At 71.2% G+C, this 21558-nt stretch carries 17 protein-coding genes; 8 read left to right on the forward strand and 9 right to left on the reverse strand.

Features of this window, described 5'->3' with window-relative positions:
* Window positions 1–104: 104 nt before the first annotated feature.
* Window positions 105–1931 carry a phosphoenolpyruvate carboxykinase (GTP) gene (locus tag ACGF5O_RS13140; protein ID WP_393809960.1) on the reverse strand — a complete coding sequence of 609 codons (1827 nt, stop codon included), beginning with the start codon at window positions 1929–1931 and terminating at the stop codon, window positions 105–107.
* 353 nt (window positions 1932–2284) lie between these two features.
* On the opposite strand from ACGF5O_RS13140, the gene ACGF5O_RS13145 reads away from it, so the two are divergent.
* The 4 genes from ACGF5O_RS13145 to ACGF5O_RS13160 all read left to right on the forward strand — a co-directional run bounded on the left by ACGF5O_RS13145 (window position 2285) and on the right by ACGF5O_RS13160 (window position 6092).
* A complete protein-coding gene (locus tag ACGF5O_RS13145) occupies window positions 2285–3001 on the forward strand; it encodes a hemolysin III family protein (RefSeq protein WP_393809961.1) in 717 nt (238 codons plus the stop codon).
* Between the two features lie 128 nt (window positions 3002–3129).
* Entirely contained in the window at window positions 3130–4698 is a 1569-nt protein-coding gene (locus ACGF5O_RS13150) for an MFS transporter (protein WP_393809962.1), read from the forward strand.
* A complete protein-coding gene (locus ACGF5O_RS13155; RefSeq protein WP_393809963.1) occupies window positions 4695–5336 on the forward strand; it encodes a TetR/AcrR family transcriptional regulator in 642 nt (213 codons plus the stop codon). Before ACGF5O_RS13150 ends, ACGF5O_RS13155 begins: the two co-directional genes overlap by 4 nt.
* Window positions 5337–5369: 33 nt before the next feature.
* Entirely contained in the window at window positions 5370–6092 is a 723-nt protein-coding gene (locus ACGF5O_RS13160; protein ID WP_393809964.1) for a Mut7-C RNAse domain-containing protein, read from the forward strand.
* 18 nt (window positions 6093–6110) lie between these two features.
* Here the strand turns inward: ACGF5O_RS13160 and ACGF5O_RS13165 are convergent, their stop codons facing one another.
* From ACGF5O_RS13165 to ACGF5O_RS13190, 6 genes are all read right to left on the reverse strand, one after another.
* Complete coding sequence (locus ACGF5O_RS13165) at window positions 6111–7454, reverse strand: UDP-glucose dehydrogenase family protein (RefSeq protein WP_393809965.1); 1344 nt, start codon at window positions 7452–7454, stop codon at window positions 6111–6113.
* Window positions 7455–7581: 127 nt separating this feature from the next.
* Entirely contained in the window at window positions 7582–8925 is a 1344-nt protein-coding gene (locus ACGF5O_RS13170) for a nitrous oxide reductase family maturation protein NosD (RefSeq protein ID WP_393809966.1), read from the reverse strand.
* Window positions 8922–10874, reverse strand: coding sequence for a right-handed parallel beta-helix repeat-containing protein (locus ACGF5O_RS13175; protein WP_393809967.1), 1953 nt, complete (start codon window positions 10872–10874; stop codon window positions 8922–8924). The genes ACGF5O_RS13170 and ACGF5O_RS13175 overlap by 4 nt, the downstream gene beginning before the upstream one ends.
* Window positions 10875–10878: 4 nt before the next feature.
* The gene (locus ACGF5O_RS13180; protein ID WP_393809968.1) at window positions 10879–12171 is read right to left on the reverse strand and encodes a glycosyltransferase family 2 protein; all 1293 of its coding nucleotides are present in this window, start codon (window positions 12169–12171) and stop codon (window positions 10879–10881) included.
* Between the two features lie 374 nt (window positions 12172–12545).
* Window positions 12546–14585 carry a thioredoxin domain-containing protein gene (locus ACGF5O_RS13185; RefSeq protein ID WP_393809969.1) on the reverse strand — a complete coding sequence of 680 codons (2040 nt, stop codon included), beginning with the start codon at window positions 14583–14585 and terminating at the stop codon, window positions 12546–12548.
* Window positions 14566–15210: an ArsR/SmtB family transcription factor gene (locus tag ACGF5O_RS13190; RefSeq protein ID WP_393809970.1), complete on the reverse strand. Its 645-nt coding sequence runs from the start codon at window positions 15208–15210 to the stop codon at window positions 14566–14568. Before ACGF5O_RS13190 ends, ACGF5O_RS13185 begins: the two co-directional genes overlap by 20 nt.
* 211 nt (window positions 15211–15421) lie before the next feature.
* On the opposite strand from ACGF5O_RS13190, the gene ACGF5O_RS13195 reads away from it, so the two are divergent.
* The gene (locus ACGF5O_RS13195; RefSeq protein WP_393809971.1) at window positions 15422–15880 is read left to right on the forward strand and encodes a hypothetical protein; all 459 of its coding nucleotides are present in this window, start codon (window positions 15422–15424) and stop codon (window positions 15878–15880) included.
* A gap of 128 nt (window positions 15881–16008) precedes the next feature.
* The gene (locus ACGF5O_RS13200) at window positions 16009–19209 is read left to right on the forward strand and encodes a tetratricopeptide repeat protein (protein WP_393809972.1); all 3201 of its coding nucleotides are present in this window, start codon (window positions 16009–16011) and stop codon (window positions 19207–19209) included.
* 17 nt (window positions 19210–19226) lie between these two features.
* On the opposite strand, the gene ACGF5O_RS13205 is transcribed toward ACGF5O_RS13200, so the two are convergent.
* Together ACGF5O_RS13205 and mca are read right to left on the reverse strand one after the other, a co-directional pair.
* A complete protein-coding gene (locus ACGF5O_RS13205) occupies window positions 19227–19469 on the reverse strand; it encodes a hypothetical protein (protein WP_362595153.1) in 243 nt (80 codons plus the stop codon).
* The gene (gene mca / locus ACGF5O_RS13210; protein WP_393809973.1) at window positions 19462–20343 is read right to left on the reverse strand and encodes a mycothiol conjugate amidase Mca; all 882 of its coding nucleotides are present in this window, start codon (window positions 20341–20343) and stop codon (window positions 19462–19464) included. The genes ACGF5O_RS13205 and mca overlap by 8 nt, the downstream gene beginning before the upstream one ends.
* Before the next feature lie 105 nt (window positions 20344–20448).
* Here mca and ACGF5O_RS13215 point away from each other — a divergent pair, with 105 nt between their 5' ends.
* A complete protein-coding gene (locus tag ACGF5O_RS13215) occupies window positions 20449–20847 on the forward strand; it encodes a DUF4307 domain-containing protein (RefSeq protein ID WP_393809974.1) in 399 nt (132 codons plus the stop codon).
* A gap of 168 nt (window positions 20848–21015) precedes the next feature.
* Entirely contained in the window at window positions 21016–21516 is a 501-nt protein-coding gene (gene greA, locus ACGF5O_RS13220) for a transcription elongation factor GreA (protein WP_362312720.1), read from the forward strand.
* The last annotated feature ends 42 nt before the right edge of the window (window positions 21517–21558 follow it).

Here is a 21558-nt window from a genome sequence, read left to right on the forward strand (position 1 = left end):
GTTGTACGCGGCCTCGCCGGTTCGCACCGCGGCCGGCCGTGACGATCGCTGGTCAGGGCACATCCCCCAACCGGCCGCGGAGTCTTTCCGGTGGACCGGGGGACTCAGCCCAGCCGCTCCACCAGCGCGCGGTACTCGGCCCACAGCTCCTTCGGCGTGTGCTCGCCGAAGGTGTTGAGGTGGTCGGGGACGAGCGCCGCCTCCTCGCGCCAGATCTCCTTGTCGACGGTGAGCAGGAAGTCGAGGTCGCCGTCGGCCAGGTCCAGCCCGTTGGTGTCCAGGGACGCACGCGTCGGCAGCACGCCGATCGGCGTCTCCACGCCCTCGGCCCTGCCGTCCAGCCGCTCCACGATCCACTTCAGGACGCGGGAGTTCTCGCCGAAGCCGGGCCAGACGAACTTGCCCTCGTCGTTCTTGCGGAACCAGTTGACGTAGTAGATCTTCGGCAGCTTGGCCTGGTCCTTGCCCTTGGCCACGTCGATCCAGTGGGCCATGTAGTCGCCCATGTTGTAGCCGCAGAACGGCAGCATCGCGAACGGGTCGCGGCGCAGCTCGCCTACCTTGCCCTCGGCGGCGGCGGTCTTCTCGGAGGCCACGTTGGCGCCGAGGAAGACGCCGTGGTTCCAGTCGAAGGACTCGGTCACCAGCGGGACGGCGGTGGCGCGACGGCCGCCGAAGAGGATCGCCGAGATCGGCACGCCCTTGGGGTCCTCCCACTCCGGCGCGATGATCGGGCACTGGGCGGCGGGGACGGTGAAGCGGGCGTTGGGGTGGGCGGCCGGGGCGTCGGACGCCGGCGTCCAGTCGTTGCCCTTCCAGTCCGTGAGGTGGGCCGGGGTCTCCTCCGTCATGCCCTCCCACCAGATGTCGCCGTCGTCCGTGAGGGCGACGTTGGTGAAGACGGCGTTGCCCCAGAGCGTCTTCATCGCGTTGGCGTTGGTGTGCTCACCGGTGCCGGGCGCGACGCCGAAGAAGCCGGCCTCGGGGTTGATGGCGTAGAGGCGGCCGTCGGCGCCGAACCGCATCCAGGCGATGTCGTCGCCGATGGTCTCGACGGTCCACCCGGAGACGGTGGGCTCCAGCATGGCGAGGTTCGTCTTGCCGCAGGCGCTCGGGAAGGCTGCGGCGACGTACTTCGACTCGCCCTGCGGGGGCGTGAGCTTGAGGATCAGCATGTGCTCGGCGAGCCAGCCCTCGTCACGCGCCATGACGGAGGCGATGCGCAGGGCGTAGCACTTCTTGCCGAGCAGGGCGTTGCCGCCGTAGCCGGAGCCGTAGGACCAGATCTCGCGCGACTCGGGGAAGTGCGAGATGTACTTGGTCTGGTTGCACGGCCAGGCCACGTCCGCCTCTCCTTCCGCGAGCGGGGCGCCGAGGGTGTGGACGGCCTTCACGAAGAAGCCGTCGTCGCCGAGTTCGTCGAGGACGGCCTGGCCCATGCGCGTCATCGTGCGCATCGAGACGGCGACGTACGCCGAGTCCGTGATCTCCACGCCGAGGGCGGACAGCGGCGAGCCGAGGGGACCCATGCAGAACGGGACGACGTACATCGTCCGGCCCTTCATCGAGCCGCGGAACAGGCCCTTCTCGCCGGCGAAGATCTCCCGCATCTCGGCGGGGTCCTTCCAGTGGTTGGTCGGGCCCGCGTCCTGCTCCTGCTCGGAGCAGATGAACGTGCGGTCCTCGACCCGGGCGACGTCGGTCGGGTCGGAGGCAGCGTAGTAGGAGTGGGGGCGCTTGATCGGGTCGAGCTTCTTGAAGGTGCCCTTCGCCACGAGCTCTTCGCACAGTCGCTCGTACTCGGCCTCGGATCCGTCACACCAGACCACGCTGTCCGGCTGCGTCAGTTCGACGATCTCGTTGACCCACGAGATCAGTTCCTGATGGTTGGTGGGGATGACGGTGGTGGGAGCCGCGATGTCGCGCGCCACGATTGCTCCTAAATGAGGGATTTTTGATCTTGCGGCCCTGTTTCAGGCCTTGTTGCCCCGTGGGGGCCGCGACCCGGACGCTTCGTAGCCGCTCATCCGGTGCCGACCGCACTCATTTGATCCTCCGACTCGATCTCCCATCTGTCCAGAGGGAGTCACAGATGAGCGACGTGAGGAAGGCCACGGTTTCTGCGTCCACCTGCGTTTCTTTGCGTCCACATTGAGTTCGCCTCAAGGTCTTTTTGCTCACCGATGTGAGCGCAACCGAGGCTCCGTGAGACGATGGCCACTCTTCGGCGGTCATCGAGCGAGACTGATCCGTAACTTACGGTTCCGTAGATACGATGCCCCTCATGACTGCGTCCGCCCCCGACGCGCCCACGGAACCGCCGGCCGCCGGCCGCGGTCCCGCCGCGCTCTCCTCCCTGTCGCAACAGGTCAAGCCCAAGCTGCGCGGCTGGCTGCACCTGGGCATGTTCCCGGCCGTACTCGTCGCGGGACTCGTCCTCACCGCCCTGGCCGACTCACCGCGCGGCCGTGTCGCCTGCGGGATCTTCGCCCTGACGGCGTGCCTGCTGTTCGGCGTGAGCGCGCTCTACCACCGGGGCAACTGGACCCCGCGCATGGACGGCATCCTGCGCAGACTCGACCACGCCAACATCTTCCTGATCATCGCGGGCACCTACACGCCCCTGACCATGCTGCTGCTGCCCGAAGCGAAGGGGCAGTGGCTGCTGTGGGGCATCTGGGGCGCGGCGGCCGCGGGGATCGTCTTCCGGGTCTTCTGGGTCGGCGCACCACGCTGGCTGTACACGCCCTGCTACATAGCGATGGGCTGGGCGGCGGTCTTCTTCCTGCCCGACTTCATGCGCACCGGCGGTATCGCGGTCCTGGTCCTGGTGATCGTCGGCGGCCTGCTCTACAGCGCGGGCGGCGTGATCTACGGCATCAAGCGCCCGAACCCGTCACCGCGCTACTTCGGCTTCCACGAGGTGTTCCACTCCTTCACGCTGGTCGCCTTCGTCGTGCACTACGTCGGCATCTCGCTGGTGGCCTACCAGCACGCATAGCCCTCCACCACCGCTCCCCGAGCGGCCACGGCTCCCCGAGCCGTGGCCGCTTTTTTCATGCCCTCGCCCACATTACGACATCAGCTCCCCATTGACAGCCACTAGATTTTGAGAGCTACTCTCATTTCATGGCTACTGTCGCTCATCTTGAAGAGACACATCAGAACCCCCGCCGCTGGTGGGCCCTCGGTGCCCTGGTCGCGAGCATGCTGGTGCTCGGCTTCGACACGACGATCCTCAACGTGGCGCTCCCGACCATGGCCGAGCAGCTCGGCGCCACCACCAGCCAGCAGCAGTGGATGGCGGACGCGTACGTCATCGTCTTCGCCTCGCTGATGCTCCCCGCCGGACTCCTCGGCGACCGCTTCGGGCGCCGCCGGATGCTCGTCGTCGGCCTGCTGGTCTTCCTGGCCGGCTCGGTGATGGGCTCGCTGGCCGGCGACGTGAACTGGGTGATCGCCGCCCGCGCCGCCATGGGCGTCGGCGCGGCGCTGGTCATGCCGCTCGCGATGTCCGTGCTGCCCTCGCTGTTCGGGCCCGCCGAGCGCACCCGGGCCGTCGGCATCGTCTCGGCCGCCTCGGCGCTCGGCCTGCCGCTCGGCCCGATCATCGGCGGCTTCCTGCTCAACCACTTCTGGTGGGGCTCGGTCTTCCTGATCAACGTGCCGATGGCCGCCATCGGCGTCGCCGCCTGCGTCCTCCTGCTCCCCGAGACCCGCGACCCCGCCTCCCCCAAGGTCGACGCCCTCTCCACCGCGCTCACCGCGGTCGGCCTCGGCGCCCTGGTCTACGCGATCATCGAGGCCCCCGACCGCGGCTGGGGCGACGCGCTGGTGCTGGCCCTCTTCGCGGTCGCCGTCGTCCTGGTCACCGCCCTGGTGCTGCGCGAACGCCGGGCCGGGCGCCCCATGCTCGACATGGGGCTCCTCACCCACCGCGGCTTCCTGCTCAACACCCTCGCCGCGACCCTCGTGATGTTCGTGCTGTCCGGCCTGATGTTCGTGCTGCCGCCCTACCTCCAGGCGGTCCTCGGCAACGACGCCTTCGGCACCGGCCTGCGGCTGCTGCCCATGATGGGTGGCCTGCTGGTCGCCGCACGGGCCGCCCAGCCGGTCGTCGCCCGCTTCGGCGCCCGCGCCGTGGTCTCCGCCGGCCTGGTCGTGCTCGCCTTCGCCGCCCTGCTCGGCAGCCGTACCTCGGTGAGCGACGGCTACGGCTTCACCGCGCTGTGGCTGTCCGTCGCGGGCCTCGGCTTCGGCTTCTCCGTGGTCCCGTCCATGGACGGCGCGCTCGGCGCCCTGCCCGCGGACCGGGCCGGCAGCGGCTCCGGGCTGCTGATGACCATGCGCCAGGTCGGCGGCGCGATCGGCATCGCCCTGCTCGGCAGCCTGCTGGCCGGCGCCTTCCGGGACCGGCTGGACGTCACCGGCCTGCCCGCCTCGCTCGGCCACACCGCAGGCGAGTCGGTGGTCGCCGCCCACCTGGTCGCCGGGAAGACCGGCTCCGCGCACCTGGCCGCCTCCGCGAACGCCTCGTACGTCCACGGCATGGGCCTGGTCCTGCTGGTCTGCGGCATCGCCGCGCTCGCCACCGCCCTGCTGGCCGCCGCGCTCCTGCCCAACACCCCCACCGAGCGCCCCACCGAAGGGAACGAGTCCCCGGCCGTGGCCCCCGCCACCGCCGATGCCGGACAATGACCAGCATGACGGCCGCACACTCCTCCCTCTCCCCCGCCGACAACCCCCGGCTCGGCCTGCGCGAACGCAAGAAGATCAAGACCCGCGAGGCGATCCGCTCCGCGACGTACGCGCTGGTCGAGGAGCAGGGGTACGACGCGACGACGATCGAGCAGATCGCCGAGCGGGCCGAGGTGTCGCCGTCGACCGTCTTCCGGTACTTCCCGACCAAGGAGGACATCGTCCTCACCGACGAGTACGACCCGCTGGTCCTGGAGGAGCTCCGGGACCGGCCGGCCGACGAGCCGTGGCCGGACTCCCTCCGCTATGTGATGCACCGGGCGGTCCAGCTGGGCATGAAGGAACCCGTCCGGGTCTCCCGGCTCCGCACCAGGCTGATGACCGAGGTCCCGGCGGTGCGTTCCCGGATGATGGAGAGCATGTCGGAGACCGGCCGGATGCTCTGCCAGGCCATCGGCGAGCGCACCGGCCGGGACCCGCAGAGCCTGGAGGTCCGGGTCTACGCGATGTCGATCATCGGCGGGCTCATGGAGGCCTCGATGTACTGGGCGGAGAACGCGCACGAGGACGACTTCGACGGCCTCGTCGACCGCGCCCTGAACGTCATCGAGCACGGCCTGCCCCCGGAAAACCACTGAGGTCACGGCCGTCCCCCGTGCCATCCTGACCAGGTGAACGCTGCCCAGATCCACGTCGAAGTCGCCCCCGGGCTGGCCCTGTTCGTCCCGCACGCCCGCCGCGTCGGCGTCCACCCCCTCGCCGTCGACGGCGTCTCGACCCTCGGCCACGTCATCGAGTCCCTGGGCGTCCCCCTGACCGAGGTGGGCGCCCTGGTGGTGGACGGCCGCGAGGTCCCCGTGGCCCACATCCCGGCGGACGGCGAGCGGGTGAGCGTACGGCCGGTCGCCCGCCCCCAGCGCGTCCCCGGCGCCCCGCTCCGCTTCCTCCTCGACGTCCACCTCGGCACGCTGGCCCGCCGCCTCCGCCTGCTCGGCGTGGACGCGGCGTACGAGTCGACGGACATCGGTGACCCGGCCCTCGCCGCCCGCTCGGCGGCCGAGAAGCGGGTGCTGCTCAGCCGCGACCGGGGCCTGCTGCGCCGCCGCGAACTCTGGGCCGGCGGCTACGTCTACAGCACCGGCCCCGACGACCAACTCCGTGACGTCCTGGACCGGTTCGCCCCCGACCTGCGCCCCTGGACCCGCTGCACCGCCTGCAACGGCCTGCTCAAGCAGGCGACGAAGGACGAGGTGGCGGACCAGCTGAAGGGCGGCACGCAGAAGTCGTACGACGTCTTCGCGCAGTGCGCGGAGTGCGGTCGCGCGTACTGGAAGGGCGCGCACCACCAGCAACTGGAGGCCATCGTGGCACGCGCCCTCGCCGAGTTCTCCTGAACCGGCCCGTTCCCGCGGTCAGTTGCGGCCCAGCGCCCGGTACTCCCAGCCGGCCGCGCGCCACTCGGCGGGGTCGAGGGCGTGCCGGCCGTCCACGACCCGGCGGCGGTTCACCACGGCGCCCATGACCTCCGGGTCGATCTCCCGGAACTGCGTCCACTCGGTGAGCAGGACGACGACGTCGGCGCCCGTGGCGGCCTGCAGCGCGTCGGTCCCGTACGCCAGCTCGGGGTGGACGCGGCGGGCGTTGTCCATCGCCACCGGGTCGTAGACCGTCACCTGGGCGCCGGCCCGGTGCAGGGCGGCGGCGACGTCCAGCGCCGGGGCGTCCCGGATGTCGTCGGAGTTGGGCTTGAAGGCCGCCCCGAGCGCGGCCACCTTCGTCCCGGCGAGATCGCCGCCGACCAGCTCGCGGACCAGGTCCACGGTGCGGGCCCGGCGGCGCTGGTTGATCGCGTCCACCTCGCGCAGGAAGGCGACCGCCTGGGCGACGTCCAGCTCCTCGGCGCGGTGGATGAACGCCCTGATGTCCTTGGGCAGGCAGCCGCCGCCGAAGCCGAGCCCCGGCTTCAGGAACCGGCCGCCGATCCGGTCGTCGTAGGCCAGCGCCTCGGCCAGCCGGTGCACGTCGGCGCCGGTGGCCTCGCACACCTCGGCCATGGCGTTGATGTACGAGATCTTCGTGGCGAGGAAGGAGTTGGCGGCGACCTTGACCAGTTCGGCGGTCGGCAGGTCGGCGACCACCACCGGGGTGCCCTGGGCGATGACGGGCGCGAACGCGGCACGCAGCTGCTCCTCCGCCCACGCGGACTCGGTGCCGAACACCAGCCGGTCGGGGTGCAGGGTGTCCTCCACCGCGAAGCCCTCGCGCAGGAACTCCGGGTTCCAGGCCAGCTCCACGGCGTCCCCGGCCGGGGCGGTCGCCCGGACCAGCTCCGCGAGGCGGGCCGCGGTGCCCACCGGCACCGTCGACTTCCCGACCACCAGCGCGCGGCGGTTCAGGTGCCGGGCCAGCTCGGTCACCGCGCCCTCCACGTAGCGCAGGTCCGCGGCGTAGGAGCCGGGCTGCTGCGGGGTGCCGACGCAGACGAAGTGGATGTCGCCGAACTCCGCGGCCTCCGCGAGGCTGGTCGTGAAGTGCAGCCGGCCGGATTCCTGCGCCTTGACCAGGAGTTCGGGCAGCCCTGGCTCGAAGAACGGCACCTCCCCGGCTCTCAGCAGCTCGATCTTGCCGGGGTCGACGTCGACCCCGAGCACCTCGTAGCCGAGGGCCGCCATGCACACGGCGTGCGTGGCGCCCAGGTAGCCGGTGCCGATGACGGTGAGACGGGGAGCGGCGGTGCCGTCGGGAAGAGTGTCCATGATGCCTCCGAGGGGATGTCCGGGCGGGAAACGCGCATGCCGAAGTCGCCCGGTGGTGCGGTGGGTGAAGGAGAGGGAACTACGGCCGTACGGGGCCCGGGTGCGGGCCGGGCCCCGTCACGTCACGTCAGGACGAGCAGGCGACGTTGGCGAGGCCCTTCGCCGCGTCGCTGACCTTGTTGTCGCAGCCGACCTTGTTGTTCTCGACGGGCGCGAGGTGGAAGCCGTAGCCGGGGCCGTCCACCTGCGCGGTGTTGGACTGGAAGACGTTTCCGGTGCCCCAGCCGTCGAGGATCTGGTGGGTCTGGAAGCCGTCCTCGCGGGAGTGGCTGCCGACGTTGCCCTTGATCAGCCAGTCGTTGCCCTTGACGTCGACCCAGGAGTCGTTGTGGCCCCCGCTGAGGGCGGCGCCGTCGAAGGTGTTGCCGATGAGAGAGCCCCCGGTGGTGCCCTCCTTGATGTCGACGGACTCCGCGGTGGTGTCGCTGACGTGGTTGCCGCGGATCACGTTGTCGTCGCTCTTGTCGGGCTTGCAGTCGGTGACCGTGCACCAGTTGGACTCGGCGGACCCGACGTAGATGCCCTCGCCGAACTGCTCCTTGCGCTTGCCCGTGGCGCGGACGGTGTTGTTCTCGACCACGTTGCCGGAGCTGAAGTCGCGCAGGTGGATGCCCTCGTCGCCGATGTTCTCGACGGTCAGGCCCTGGATGACGGTGCCCTGGACCTGGTCGGCCATGACCCCCTTCTGGCCGTTGCGCACGGTGAAGCCGATCAGCCGCCAGTGGCTGGCGCCGTCCAGGTGGAAGGCGTAGCCGCCGTCGACGTCCCCGGCGTCGATCACCGCGCCGGGGCCGCCGCACAGGAAGATCGGGCGGTCCGCCGTGCCGGGGGTGTCGGCGGTGAAGCGGTCCGAGTAGACCCCGTCCGCCATCTTGATGACGTCACCGGGCCGGGCCTGGTCCAGCGCGTCCTTCAGGGACTTGGCGTCGCTGACGGTGACGGTGGCGGCCGGGCACTTCACCGGGCCGGAGGCCGCGGTCGCGGCCGAACCGGTCGCGGTGGGCGTGGCCTGTCCGTCGCCGGCCGCCGTGGAGCCCGGTGCCGGGTCGGAGGCCGTGGCGCCGGGGTCGCCGGTGCCGTCCCCGTCGTCGGTGGGTTCGGCCACCGGGATGGTGGGACCGGCGGTGGGGCCGGCGCCGTACACGACGGGCCGGTCGTCGCCGGCCGAGACGCCCGCCACGATCAGCGCCACCACCGAGATCAGCAGAGCGGCCGAGGCCACCCACAGCGGCGGCCCGCCGGCCAGCCAGATCCGGCGCGCCCGTGCCACGGCGGACTCACCCGCCGCGGAACCGCCGCCGTCGCCCGAACGGTTGCCCTCGCCCGAAGCTCTGTCGTCGCCCGAAGCGCTGCCCCCGCCCGAACCTCTGTCGTCGTCCGGCGCGGGCGCCTGTGGGGTGTCGTCGCTCATTCGCTCATCACCGGCTCCCGTCGGCGGCCCGCCACGGCGACCTCGTCCGGCGGCGGGGAGGGCAGCGGTGCCTTGTCGGAGTACGGGTGCACGATGCCCGCACCCCGCGCGCCCGCCCGCCGCCTGCGCCGGCCCATGACGGCCGAGAACAGGATGAGGAGCAGGATGCCCGTCCAGAGCAGGGTCATCGGGCTCGCGTAGTGCTTGACCTTGACCCAGAAGGAGCTGGTGTCGTACCAGGCGAAGGTCTGGTTCTCCTTAATGTCGGCGCCGCCGTGGGAGCGGCTGGAGTCCAGCGCGCTGGGGCCGACCCCGCCGATCACGTTGAAGGAGACGGTCGTACCGTCCACCCCGCCGACCAGGCTGACCCCGTGGTTGGTGGCGTCCTGGACGGTGTTGCCGCGTATCTCGGCGACCGAGTCACGGACGTACACGCCGGTCTCCGGCCCGTCGATGATGTTGCCGGTGACGGTGGCGTCGGTGACGCCGTCGCGCACCGAGATGCCCTGCCGGTTCTGGCCGGTCAGCCGGTTGCCGGTGATGGAGACCTTGTCGGCGGCCAGGCGGGCCACGATGCCCATGTCGCCGCCCTCGATGCGGTTGTTCTGCACACCGACGTCGAAACCGCCGAGCACCTCGACGCCGTAGCGGCCGTTGTCCTTGGCCACGCTGTTGGCGACCGAGTTGGAGCCGTAGCTGTCGACGGCCTGCCCGGAGGCGGAGGGGCCGTCGGCGAGGGGCCTGCCGCTGAGCGTGTAGCCGTTGCCGCCGTTGCCCTCGGCAGTGGAGCCGCTGACCCGCACCTGCTGGGTGGCGCGGGAGAGGATGAAGCCGTCGCCGCCGTTGTCCTTGGCGACCGTGCGCTGCACGAGCGAGCTGGAGACGAACCGGTGCATGACCACCCCGTCCTCCAGGCTGTTCTCCACGGTCGTGTCGCTGATCTCGATCCCGGTCGCGCTGGAGATGAAGATCCCGAAGGCGTTGCCGGTGATGGTCGAGTGGGTGATCGACCCGGAGACGTAGGAGAGGCCGCCGGTGGAGAAGCGGGCGTCGGGCGTGGTCAGTTCACCGGAGGGCATGGCGGTGACGTCACCGCTGGTGGTGTTCTGGTCCTGCTCGTCGCCCTGCGCGTCGGCCCGCTCGCGCGCGGTCTTGCCGTGCACCTGGCCGGTGTCCTCCAGCGAGCCGGTGTTGGGCCGGTCGGTGCCGGTGAGGCTGAGTCCGCCGGTCCGGCCGCTCCAGAACCCGAGGTTGGCGAGCTTGGCGTGCGTCATCTCGAACTGGCCGCCGATGGTGCGGATGTAGGCGCGGCCGTCCCGTACGTCGCCGTCGGCCTTGTTGGCCTGCGGGTCCCAGCTGGTGATGGTCAGCGGCGCCTGCGCGGTGCCCTGGAGGGTCAGTTCGCCGCCGAAGGAGACGATGGAGACGAACCCGGTCCGGTTGCTGGCCATCCGCAGGGTGAGGCCGCCCGGGTTGGACAGCTTCAGCTTGGCGCCGACGTTGAGGTAGATGTTCTCGGTCAGCAGGTACGAGCCGTCCTTGCGCCGCACGAAGGTCTGCGGGGCGAGTTTCAGCAGGTCGGCGATGGTGTACGCGTTGCTGCGCTCGGTGAGGACCAGGGTGTACCCGTTGTCGGTGTCCAGCCGGTACGGCACGGTCCACTTGGTGCTCTGCAGAGGTGCCACCGAGGTGAACGCCCGTACCTGGTTGAGGCGGTGGTCCTCGTCGGCGACCAGCGCGGCCTGGGTCTCCGCGTCCTCGGCGGCCAGTTTCTGCTTCTTGTCGCCGTCCCCGTCGGCGTGGGCCGTGGCCGAGGCGCCGAGCAGCAGCGTCGCCGCCACCGCGAAGGCGCCCAGCAGGGCCGCGGTCCTGGCACCGGCCCGGCGCAGCCGGGTGCCGGGGCCGGGTCTTCTCCTCGTAGCGGGGTACGTCATGAGGGGGGTGGTCATGGCGTCAGATCACCTCGGGCTGGAGGGCGGAGTGGCTCTGGCCGCCGGCGGTTCCGGAGAGCGTGGCGGCGCTCTGGCCCTCGCCCCCGATGCTGGTGCTGCTGCGGGTGAGCCAGCCCTGCTTGTTCATGGTGACGAATGCGTACAGCTTGATCGGCAGCGAGATCATGATGACCACGACGGCCGTCAGCGGCAGCAGGAAGATCTCCTGCGGGTGCCTGCGCAGGTGCGAGTAGCCGCGGACGGCCCGGCCAAGGAGCAGCCAGATCAGCGTGAGGACGACACCGCGCGGGCTGAAGTCCAGCCGGCTCAGCAGCAGATAGCCGAGGGCCATGCCCATGGTCACCGGGGTCAGCAGGATCTGCAGCACGGTGATCTTGGTGACCAGCGGGACCCGCCACAGCCAGCCCTTGTAGAGCGCGGTGAGGTAGCACCGGTAGGAGTTGCGACTCCACCGGACACGCTGCTTCACGAAGGCCCGGAAGGACGACGGGAACATGGAGACCGCCCGCGCGGAGGACTGGTGCACGGTCTTGTAGCCAGAGGCCAGCACCAGCCAGGTCAGCCGGCCGTCGTCGCCCGCCACACAGCGGCGGCCGAGGAAGAACTCGTTCTCCAGGTTCTCCAGCACCGGCAGGACCGCCTCGCGGCGGTAGGCGGCGGTACGGCCGGACAGGCACGCCACGGCACCGGCCCGGCCCATGGCCGGAACGTAGTCGTAGTAACGGAGGTTGACCAGCCAGTCGGCGACCCGGCGCCAGACGCTGGTGGTGCGCTGGTAGACGTTCTGCTGGGTGCCCACGCCGCCGACCGTGGGGTCGGCGAACGGCATCTGCACGGCGTCCAGCAGCCCCGGCTCCCAGCGGGTGTCGGAGTCCACCAGGACGAGCAGCTCGCTCGTGGCGGCCCGTATGCCGACCCCCAGGGCGGAACGTTTCCCCCTGTGCTCGAAGGCGAGCACCCGGACCCGGGGGTCCTCCACCAGCGACAGCCGGTGCAGTACCTCGTGGTCCTCGACGTCAGGAACGATGATGATCTCGGCCGGATCCTGGGCTAGCCAGGTCTCCAGGCACTCCAGCAGGATCTCCGGATCCTCCCGGTAGGCCGGGACCACCACGGAGACGCTGGTACGGAAGTTGTTGACGACCGGCTTGGCGAACCGCGAGAGCACCGCCCGGTACAGCCAGAGTGCCCAGACGAACAGTCCGGCCAGCCCCAGCGGCATCAGCTCTCGCCACGAAGTCTCCCCCACAGCCTCGACGATCCACGACCAGACCTGGTCGAAGAACTCGGACAAAATTGTGCTCTCCCCCCACATAACGCGACTGCCACGGCCCGAAATACGACAGAACCGGGCACTGCTCCAGCGATGCTAGGGGCTCATGGGTGAACAGCGATCACACAAAGCACAAACTTCACTTACAAAGTCTTCACACCCATCCCGCCCCAACCGTGACGGCGGGTCACACCCGTCACAGCGATGGCTGGATCTTATGAGGATGATGTGAAGAACGTGAACTCGCCTGATAAATGGCATGTTTCGGCGCAACGACCGGAAAGTGCGCTGTGGCGCCCTGTATGGGGCGCGGGGAACTGCGCGACCAGCCCCCACGCACCCGCACCCGCACCCGCACCCGCACCCGACAACGCGCCCACAGGCATCGGCGCACCTCAGCCCCCGAGCGCCACCTTCAGCCGCTCGGGGTCGACGGTCGGGGCATCACACGTGAAGTTGCGGCACACGTACGCCGCCGCCTCCCCACCCACCAACGGCCGCCCCGCGAGCAGCGGGAACTCGTCGCTCTCCACCGTCCCCACGGCCACCACCGCGCCGGGCGCCGTGCCCAGCAGTGCCGTGCGGTGCAGATCGGCCATGCGGGGATCCGCCGCGTCCGGTCCGACGACCGCGACCTCGCGCGGACCGTCCAGCAGCGCCTCGGCGACGGCGAGCCCCCACCCGACGAAGCGCGGCACGCGCGGTCCGAGCGTCCCGACGATCCCCAACGCCCTTTCCGCCGCGGTCCGATGAGGTTCGGCACCGGTGTGCGCCGCGTAGCCGAGCAGGGCACCGGCCGCCGCCGTCCAGCCGGAGGGCGTGGCGTTGTCGGTCGGGTCCTGCGGCCGGCGGATCAGCTGCTCGGCGTCGGCGGCGGTGTCGTACAGGGCCCCGCTCTCCGGGCTCTCCTGGTCGGTGAAGCGGGCCAGGACATGGTCGAGGAGGAGTCCGGCGAACTCCAGCCAGACGCCCTCGCCGGTCACCGAGGCGAGCGCGAGGAAGCCCTCGGCGACGTCGCCGTAGTCCTCCAGCACGCCCGCGTTGGCGCCGGCCCTGCCGTCCCGGCTGGTGCGGGCGAGTCGCGCGCGGTCGTCGAGGTGGAGCCGTACGAGGAGATCGGCGGCGCCGACGGCGGCCTCGACCAGGTCGGGGCGGTCGAAGTAGGCGCCGGTCTCGGCGAGCGCGGCGACGGCGAGGCCGTTCCAGGCGGCGACCACCTTGTCGTCCCTGCCCGGGGCCGGGCGCTCGGCCCGTGCGGCCAGCAGCCGCCGCCTGACGGACTCGATCCGCTCGGCGTCGAACACGCCCTCCTGTTGCGGGAGTTGCAGCACGGACTGCCCCTCCTCGAAGGTGCCCTCCGCGGTGACGCCGAAGTACCGGGCGGCCAGGTCCGCGTCGTCCTCGCCGAGGACCTCGCGGAGCCGGGCGGGCGTCCAGACGTAGTAGGCGCCCTCGACGTGGCGTCCGCTCCCGTCGTCGCTGTCGGCGTCGAGCGCCGAGGCGAACCCGCCCTCGGCGGTGCGCAGTTCGCGGACCATGAAGTCGGCGGTCTCCAGCGCGACCCGGCGGGCCAGTTCCGACCCGGTGGCCCGCCACAGGTGGGCGTACACCCGGCAGAGCAGGGCGTTGTCGTACAGCATCTTCTCGAAGTGCGGCACGACCCAGTCGCGGTCGACGGAGTAACGGGCGAAGCCGCCGCCGAGCTGGTCGTAGAGGCCGCCCCGGGCCATCCGCTCACAGGTGTCCACGGCCATCTGCAGCGCGCCCTCGGAACCGGTGCGGGCGTGGTGCCGCAGCAGGAACTCGATCACCATGGACGGCGGGAACTTTGGGGCGCCGCCGAATCCGCCGCGCTGCGGGTCGTACTCGCGGGTGAGCCCGAGCAGCGCCTGCGCGAGCTCCTCCTCACCGGGCGGCCGGCCACCCTGGTGCCCGAGCTCCCGCTGCGCGAGATCCCGCACGATCTTCCCGGCCACCTCGGCGACCTCCTCCCGCCGGTCCGCCCACGCGGCCCTGACCCCCTCCAGCACCTGCCGGAAGGAGGGCATGCCGTGCCGGGGCGCGGGCGGGAAGTAGGTGCCGAAGTAGAAGGGTTCGGCATCCGGCGTGAGAAACACGGTCATGGGCCAGCCGCCCTGCCCGGTGGCGGCCTGCACAGCCTCCATGTACACGGCATCGACGTCCGGCCGCTCCTCCCGGTCGACCTTGACACTGACGAAGTGCTCGTTCAGGTACTCGGCGGTCGCCCCGTCCTCGAAGGACTCGTGGGCCATGACGTGGCACCAGTGGCAGGAGCTGTACCCGACGCTCAGCAGGACGGGTTTGTTCGCGGTCCGCGCGGCCTCGAAGGCTTCGGCCGACCAGGGCCACCAGTCGACAGGGTTGTCGGCGTGCTGGAGGAGGTACGGGGACGTCTCATGGGCCAGTCGGTTCACCCTCCCACTCTCCCACGGGGTCGGGAGCCGCGTAGAAGCGCAGGTTGACCCGGCGTGCCCCGTCGGGAGCGGTGTCGCCGGGGTGGCCGTACCGGTCGAGGAGTTCCTGGTAGTCGCGGACGAAGGCGTGCAGGTCGTCCTTGGTCATCCAGGTGCCGGCGCGCCGGACCTGGGCCCAGCCGCCCGGCCCCCGGTACTCCCGGTGGGCGCGGTGGAAGAGGCGGGTGTCCAGCTCGATCTTCAGCAGGGCGAGCTGCTCGGCCGCCGCGTACTCCTCCGGGGCCATCGTCGCCGGGTCGGGTGTGGTGTGGCTGAAGGGCAGGCTCCGCCACCAGCGTTCCCGGCCGCCGGACTTCTCCGGGATCTCCTCGATGAGCTTCTGTTCGGCGAGTTTGCGCAGGTGGTAGCTGGTGGTGCCGGAGCTCTCGCCGAGTTCGCGGGCGAGCACGGTGGAGTTGGCCTCGCCGTGCCGGCCGAGGTAGTCGAGGATCCGGCGGCGCAGGGGGTTGCCGAGGGACTTGTAGAGGGCGGTGCGTTCGAGGCTGGTCAGCTCGGCGGGCGCGGGTGCGGGTACGGGTGCGGCGGGCCCGGGTGGTCCGGCCGTGCGGGGCGTGCCGTCGGTCATGCGGCCACCGTATCCCCGTCGCCGGAAGCCCTGTCGCCGAGAACCCCGCGAACCCTGAGACATCCCTGAGCCTCCCTGACGCTTCCCCGATGTCTGCCGAATTTTCTTTGCAGAATTTTCTCTGCGGTCTAGCGTGAAGGCAATGGCGGAGGAGCCGCACGGATTCACAGGTTCCACAGCCGCCGATCCGGAACAAGGCGAGGGGGATCAGATGTTGGACCGGTTGGCGGTGGTGCAGACCCGGCAGACCCGGAGGACGAAGCGGATGAGGCGGCTGAAGCGGTGGGCACTGATCCTTCTCGGATCGTCCTCCGTGCTGCTCGTCCCGTGGATGGTGGTGCTGGCGCTGACGCTGCCCACCAAGACCGAGGTGCACAACTGGTCGCTGGCCTGGATCGGGCTGGACGTCCTGATGGCGGCGGGGTGCGCGGCGACCGCGGTGCTGGGATTGCGGGGCGACGTCCGGGCCCGGCTCACGGCCTCGGCGACGGCGTCGGTGGCCGTGCTGGACGCGTGGTTCGACATAACGACGTCGCCGTTGGGCACGGCGCTGGTGGAGGCGCTGGCGAGCGCGGTGGCGGAGGCGGGGCTGGCGGCGGCCTGCGTGTACCTGGCCCTGTCCAAGGGCTGGGGCCGGATACCCGCCCACCCCGGTCCGGCCGCCCGGTAGCCGCGACCACCACCGAACGCGACCACCACCGAACCCTCACCCACCCCCTGATCGTCACCCTCTCGCCATCGCGCCCCTTCGCAAGGACACTTGTGGACAAAGGAGTTGCAGCTGGAGGGGGACGGAACATGCGGGACGCCCACCGGGCGGAAGCCGATCGGCTGCTGGTGCGGGCCGTGGAGGAGGAGGTCCGCCGTTCGGGCGGCCGTATCGACGGGCAGGTGCTGCTGGTGCGGGCCCGCGGCGGCCTGGCGGAGATGGAGCGCACGGCCGCCGAGGAGTACACGGCGTACACCCACGCCCTCGACGAGACGGAGGCGGACCGGCCGAGCTTCGGCCGGCGCTACGCGAAGGAGGGCTCCGGAACTCCCCTGCTGGTCGCGGCCGTAGCGGCGGTCGCCGCCACCGTCGCCGACCTCTCCCTGGGCACCGGGGCGGCCACGGCGCTCGGCGCGGGCGTGGCCGTCGGGGTGATCGGGGCGGCGGCCACGGTCGTCAAGGTCGCCGGCTCCCATCTGCCCGCCGCTCATCACCACGCCGGCGCGGCCGGTCAGCCCGGCGGTCCCGAGCAGCTGCGGCTGCAGTGGCTGACCGCGCTGGAGGTGCGGGGCATCCGGCCGTTCCTCGACCAGCAGCGGGTGCTCAGCGCCTCCACGGGACCGAAGAAGCAGGGCCCGGGGCTGCGCGGCGCGGACAAGAGCGCGGCGGCCCGCAGGCGTTCGGTGCTTGAGCAGTCGTTCGGTCAGCTTCCCGACGCGGACCGCCCGTTCGCCGGCCGGCAGCAGGAGCTGGCGCGGATCCGGCAGTGGGCGCAGGCGGCCCGGGCGGCCACCGAGACCCGGCCGACCGTGGTGGTCCTGCACGGGGAGCCCGGCTCCGGCCGTACCGCCCTCGCGGTCCGGGCCACCCACGAGCTGCGGGACCTCTTCCGGGGTGCGGTCGTCGTGGACCTGCGCGGCGCCAGCCGGGAGGAGCCGCCGCTGTCGACCCGGGACGCCCTGCTGCATCTGCTCAACCGGCTGGGCGCGCCGCGCGAGCAGCTGCTGTTCCGTGAGCGTTCCTCCGCCGACCAGCAGGTCAAGCGGCTGAGCGAGCTGTACCACCAGCACCTCAGGGGTCTCCCGGTGACGATCGTGCTGGACGACGCCTCGGATCCGGAGCAGGTGCGCACGCTGGTGCCGGAGCGTTCCGACAGCCTGGTCCTGGTCACCGCCCTGGACCAGCTCGACCTGCCCGCCGACCTGCCGGCCTGGGTGCACCGGCTGCCGGTGACCGCGCTGGACGCGGCCGGCGCGGAGGAGTTGCTGGGCGCGGCGGCCGAGGACGTGTCGGGGCCGTACGACGCACAGTCCGCGGACCGGATCCGGGAGTTGTGCGGCGGGCTGCCGCTGGCGCTGCGGGTGGCGGGGTCGTCGCTGGGTTCGCGGTCACCGCTCCAACTGGCCTCGGACCTGGGCGCGTACGGTCCGGTCGGGCCGGTGGAGCGGGTGCTGTGGCTGCGGTACACCGACCAGCCGGAGACCGGGCGGCGGCTGCTGAGAAGGCTGGCGCTGGCGGGCCGGGCCTCGATGGGTGCGGCGGCCGCGGCGGCGCTGCTAGGCGCCGACGAGGCGGAGGCGACCCGGCATCTGGTCGCACTCACCCGGGCCGGTCTGATCGACCACGTCCGTGGCAGCCGCTACCGCCTGCACGACCTGGTCCGCTCGTTCGCCCAGGCGCGCCTCCTGGACGAGGAGACGCCCGCCGACCGTACGGCGGCGCAGGAGCGGCTGATCGTGAACTACGCGGAGCTGGCCGACTCGGTGCTGCGGCTGGTCGACGGCAACATGTCGACCCGCTCGGACCGGTTCAGCCCGCACGGCTTCACCTCGCTCGACGAGGCGCTGCGCTGGCTGGACGACGAGTCGAGCTTCATCACGGCGGCGCTGCGGCACGCGGAGGGCGTCGACCAGGCGGCGGTGCAGAACCTGCTGGGGGCGCTGTGCGACTACTGCCTGCTGCGCGGGGACCTCTACCGGCTCGGTGAGATCAGCGAGCTGGCCCAGGCCGTCGACCAGGGTCTCCTGGTCCGCTCGGTGCAGTGGCGTACCGGTATCGCGGCCCGTCAGCTGGGTGAGCTGGACAAGGCCCGCACCACTCTGACCTCGGTCGTCGACCTCTACCTGGAGGCGCATCACGACGCCGGTGCGGCCCGCGCACTGTGTTCGCTCGGGATCACCCTGCACCACCAGGGCAACCTGACCGAGGCGGCGGCCAAGCTGCAGGAGGCCCTGGAGCTGCAGGCGGCCCCGGAGCTGGCGACCGACCGGGCGTGGACGATGCACGCGCTGGCGGCGGTGCAGCGCGACCGGGCGCTGCTGCCCGAGGCCCTCGACCTGCTCACCCGCTCGCTGGTCCTGCACCGGGAGGGCGGTTCGGTGCACGGCGAGGCGTGGGCGCACTTCCAGCTCGGCCAGCTGGCGCTGCGCATGGGCGAGGTGGCGCGGGCGGAGCGGGAGCTCGGGGCGGCGCTTGACCGTTACCGCCGTACCCGGGACGCCCGGGGCGAGGCCTGGGCGCTGACCCAGCTGGCGCGGGCCCGGCTGGTGGCCGGCGACGCGTCCCCGGCCGCCGACGGGCTGCGGGCGGCGGCGGCCCGGCACCGGGAGAACGAGGACGCGCGGGGTGAGGCGTGGACGCTGTACTACCTGGGCCTGGCCCTGGAGGAGAACGGCACCCTGGACCGCGCGGTCCGTGAGCTGGAGCGCTCGCGGACGATGTTCTCCCGGATGCGGGACGTCTACGGCCTGGCCTGCGCCCGCCACCACTCGGCCCGGGTCACCCGCGACCAGCGGGCCGCGCAGACCGGCTCGCTGCGCAACTCGGGCTTCGCCCGTCAGCTCCTCGTGGACGCCCGCGCCGACTTCCAGCGCATCGGTGTGGTCCACGGTGAGGCCTGGACCTGCCTGGAGCTGGCCGTCGTCGACGCCGGCAACACCCGCACGCAGCAGGCCCTCGCCCTGTGCGAGGAGGCGGTCGCCCTGTTCACGTCGTACGGCGACCGGCGCGGCGAGGACTGGGCCCGCTTCCTGCGCTGCACCCTGCTGCCGTACGCGGCGCCCGGCGGGGTGGAGGTGGGTACCGCCGTCGCCCAGGAGGAGCTGGCCCAGCTCGCCCGGGACGGGCACCCGCTGCGGGACGGGAAGCTGGCCGAGTACGTCACGGCGTACGGGCTGCTCCTGGAACGCGGGGTGCAGCTGGAGTCGGGCTGGCAGGCCTGGCGTCTGGGCATGGTGCCCGGCCGGCACGCCCGCGAGGTGATGGGCGTGCCGGTGCCGGCCGGGACGTGACGCCGGTCGGGCGCCGGTCAGCTCTTGGGATCGGCCGCCGGCGCCTTGGAGTCCGCGCCGGCCCCGGCGGGCTGGGCGGGCTCCTTGAAGTCGACCTTCTGCATGTGCTTGTTCATGGACTTCATCAGGCCCCAGACCGCGAGGGCCATCACCGCGAAAACGATGAAGCCGAGGACTCCGGGGGTGACCTTGTTCTCGTCGACCTCCTTGGCGAGGGGGACGAGGTGCGTCAGTGCCAGGCTTGCGCTCATGTCAGGCATTGTCGCGGATGCCCGCAAAGAGGTCGTCCTCGGGGAGGGAGGTATCGACGAGGGACTTCGCCAGCTCGTACTCCTCGGTCGGCCAGACCTCCCGCTGGAGGTCCATCGGCACCTTGAACCAGCCGCCGTCCGGGTCGATCTGCGTGGCGTGCGCGATCAGCGCCTTGTCACGGATCTCGAAGAAGTCCGCGCACGGGATGTGCGTGGTCAGGGTGCGCTCGGAGCGCTCGATCTCGTTCCACCGCTTCAGCCAGTCCCCGTACGGCGACTCCAGGCCCCGCTCCAGCATGGCGTTGTGCAGCGCCTCGGTGCGCGGGCGGTTGAAGCCCTGGTTGTAGTAGAGCTTCTGCGGCTGGAAGACCGGCCCGAACTCGGCCTCGGGGTACTTCTCGGCGTCGGCCGCGCCGTCGAAGGCGACCATCGAGATCTTGTGGGTCATGATGTGGTCGGGGTGCGGGTAGCCGCCGTTCTCGTCGTAGGTGGTGATCGCCTGCGGACGGAACGCGCGGATCTTGCGGACCAGCTCGCCGGCTGCCTTGTCGACGTCCTCCAGGGCGAAGCAGCCCTCGGGCAGCGGCGGCAGCGGGTCGCCCTCGGGCAGGCCGGAGTCGACGAAGCCGAGCCACTCCTGCTTGACGCCGAGGATCTCGCGGGCCTCGTCCATCTCCTTCTTGCGTACCTCGTGGATGTGCTCCTCGATGTACTTGTCGCCCTGCAGCTTGGGATTGAGGATGGAGCCGCGCTCCCCGCCCGTGCAGGTCACGACCAGCACGTCCACCCCCTCGGACACGTACTTCGCCATGGTGGCCGCGCCCTTGCTCGACTCGTCGTCGGGGTGGGCGTGGACGGCCATCAGTCGCAGCTGGTCAGTCAAGACTCAATCCTTGGTAACTCGGCGCCCCGGTAGCTCGGGGGCGATCGGCGGCTTCTATAGTGACCGAATCGGGGGGCGAATAATTCCGGGGTCCGGAGGACGATCATGAGTACCGCGAGCACGCGGCTGCCCGAGGGCCGATACGGCAGCTCCTCGGACGAGCGCGCCGACCGCAAGCTCAGGGTCGCCGGTGCGGTGCTGGGTGCCCTGCTGCTCGTCCTGGTCGGCTACTGGGCCTACCACTATGTCGTACAGAACAAGATCAGCGCGCAGGTCGTGACCTTCGCCGCCTCGGCCGACGCCGTCGAAGTACACCTGGAGGTCCACAAGGACTCCGGCACCTCCGGCTACTGCACACTGCGCTCCCAGGCGGCGGACGGCTCCGAGGTGGGCCGGGCGGACTTCCGCTTCACCGGGTCCGCGACCGAGATCGACCGGGTGGTCACGCTCCGTACCACGGCCCGGGGCACCACGGCGGAGCTGCTCGGCTGCCACGCCGACTGACATCAGTCCGAATACGTAGGCGCTGACCTGCGTTGACGTGATTCTGATGCCTTATGTCCTCCCCCTTCCGCCGTTGAATTGTTAGGCTCGTGGTTTCGCCCTTCCATGAAGGAACATGCTTCCGGGTAGGGCGATGCTTTGTATTCCCAGTACCGACGAGGAGCACCTGTGACCCAGACCAGCGAGAACGTCACCTGGCTGACCCAGGAGGCGTACAACCAGCTCAGGGCCGAGCTGGAGTACCTGTCTGGTCCTGCGCGCACGGACATCGCCGCCAAGATCGCGGCCGCGCGCGAGGAGGGCGACCTGCGCGAGAACGGCGGGTACCACGCGGCCAAGGAGGAGCAGGGCAAGCAGGAGCTCCGTGTGCGCCAGCTGACCCAGCTTCTGGAGAACGCCAAGGTCGGCGAGGCCCCGGCGTCCGCGGACGGCGCCGTCGCGCCCGGCATGGTGGTGACCATCGCCTTCGACGGCGACGAGGACGACACCATGACGTTCCTCCTGGCCTCCCGCGAGTACGCCAGCGCCGACGTCGAGACCTACTCGCCGCAGTCCCCCCTGGGCACCGGTGTGATCGGCCACAAGGTGGGCGAGGACGCGGAGTACGAGCTGCCGAACGGCAAGAAGGCCTCGGTGAAGATCCTGAAGGCCGAGCCCTACTCGGGCTGACCCGGACAGACACCCGCCCCCGGCGTCCGCGTGACGCCGGGG

The sequence above is a fragment of the Streptomyces sp. NPDC048291 genome (genome assembly GCF_043201715.1).
Classification (GTDB): domain Bacteria; phylum Actinomycetota; class Actinomycetes; order Streptomycetales; family Streptomycetaceae; genus Streptomyces.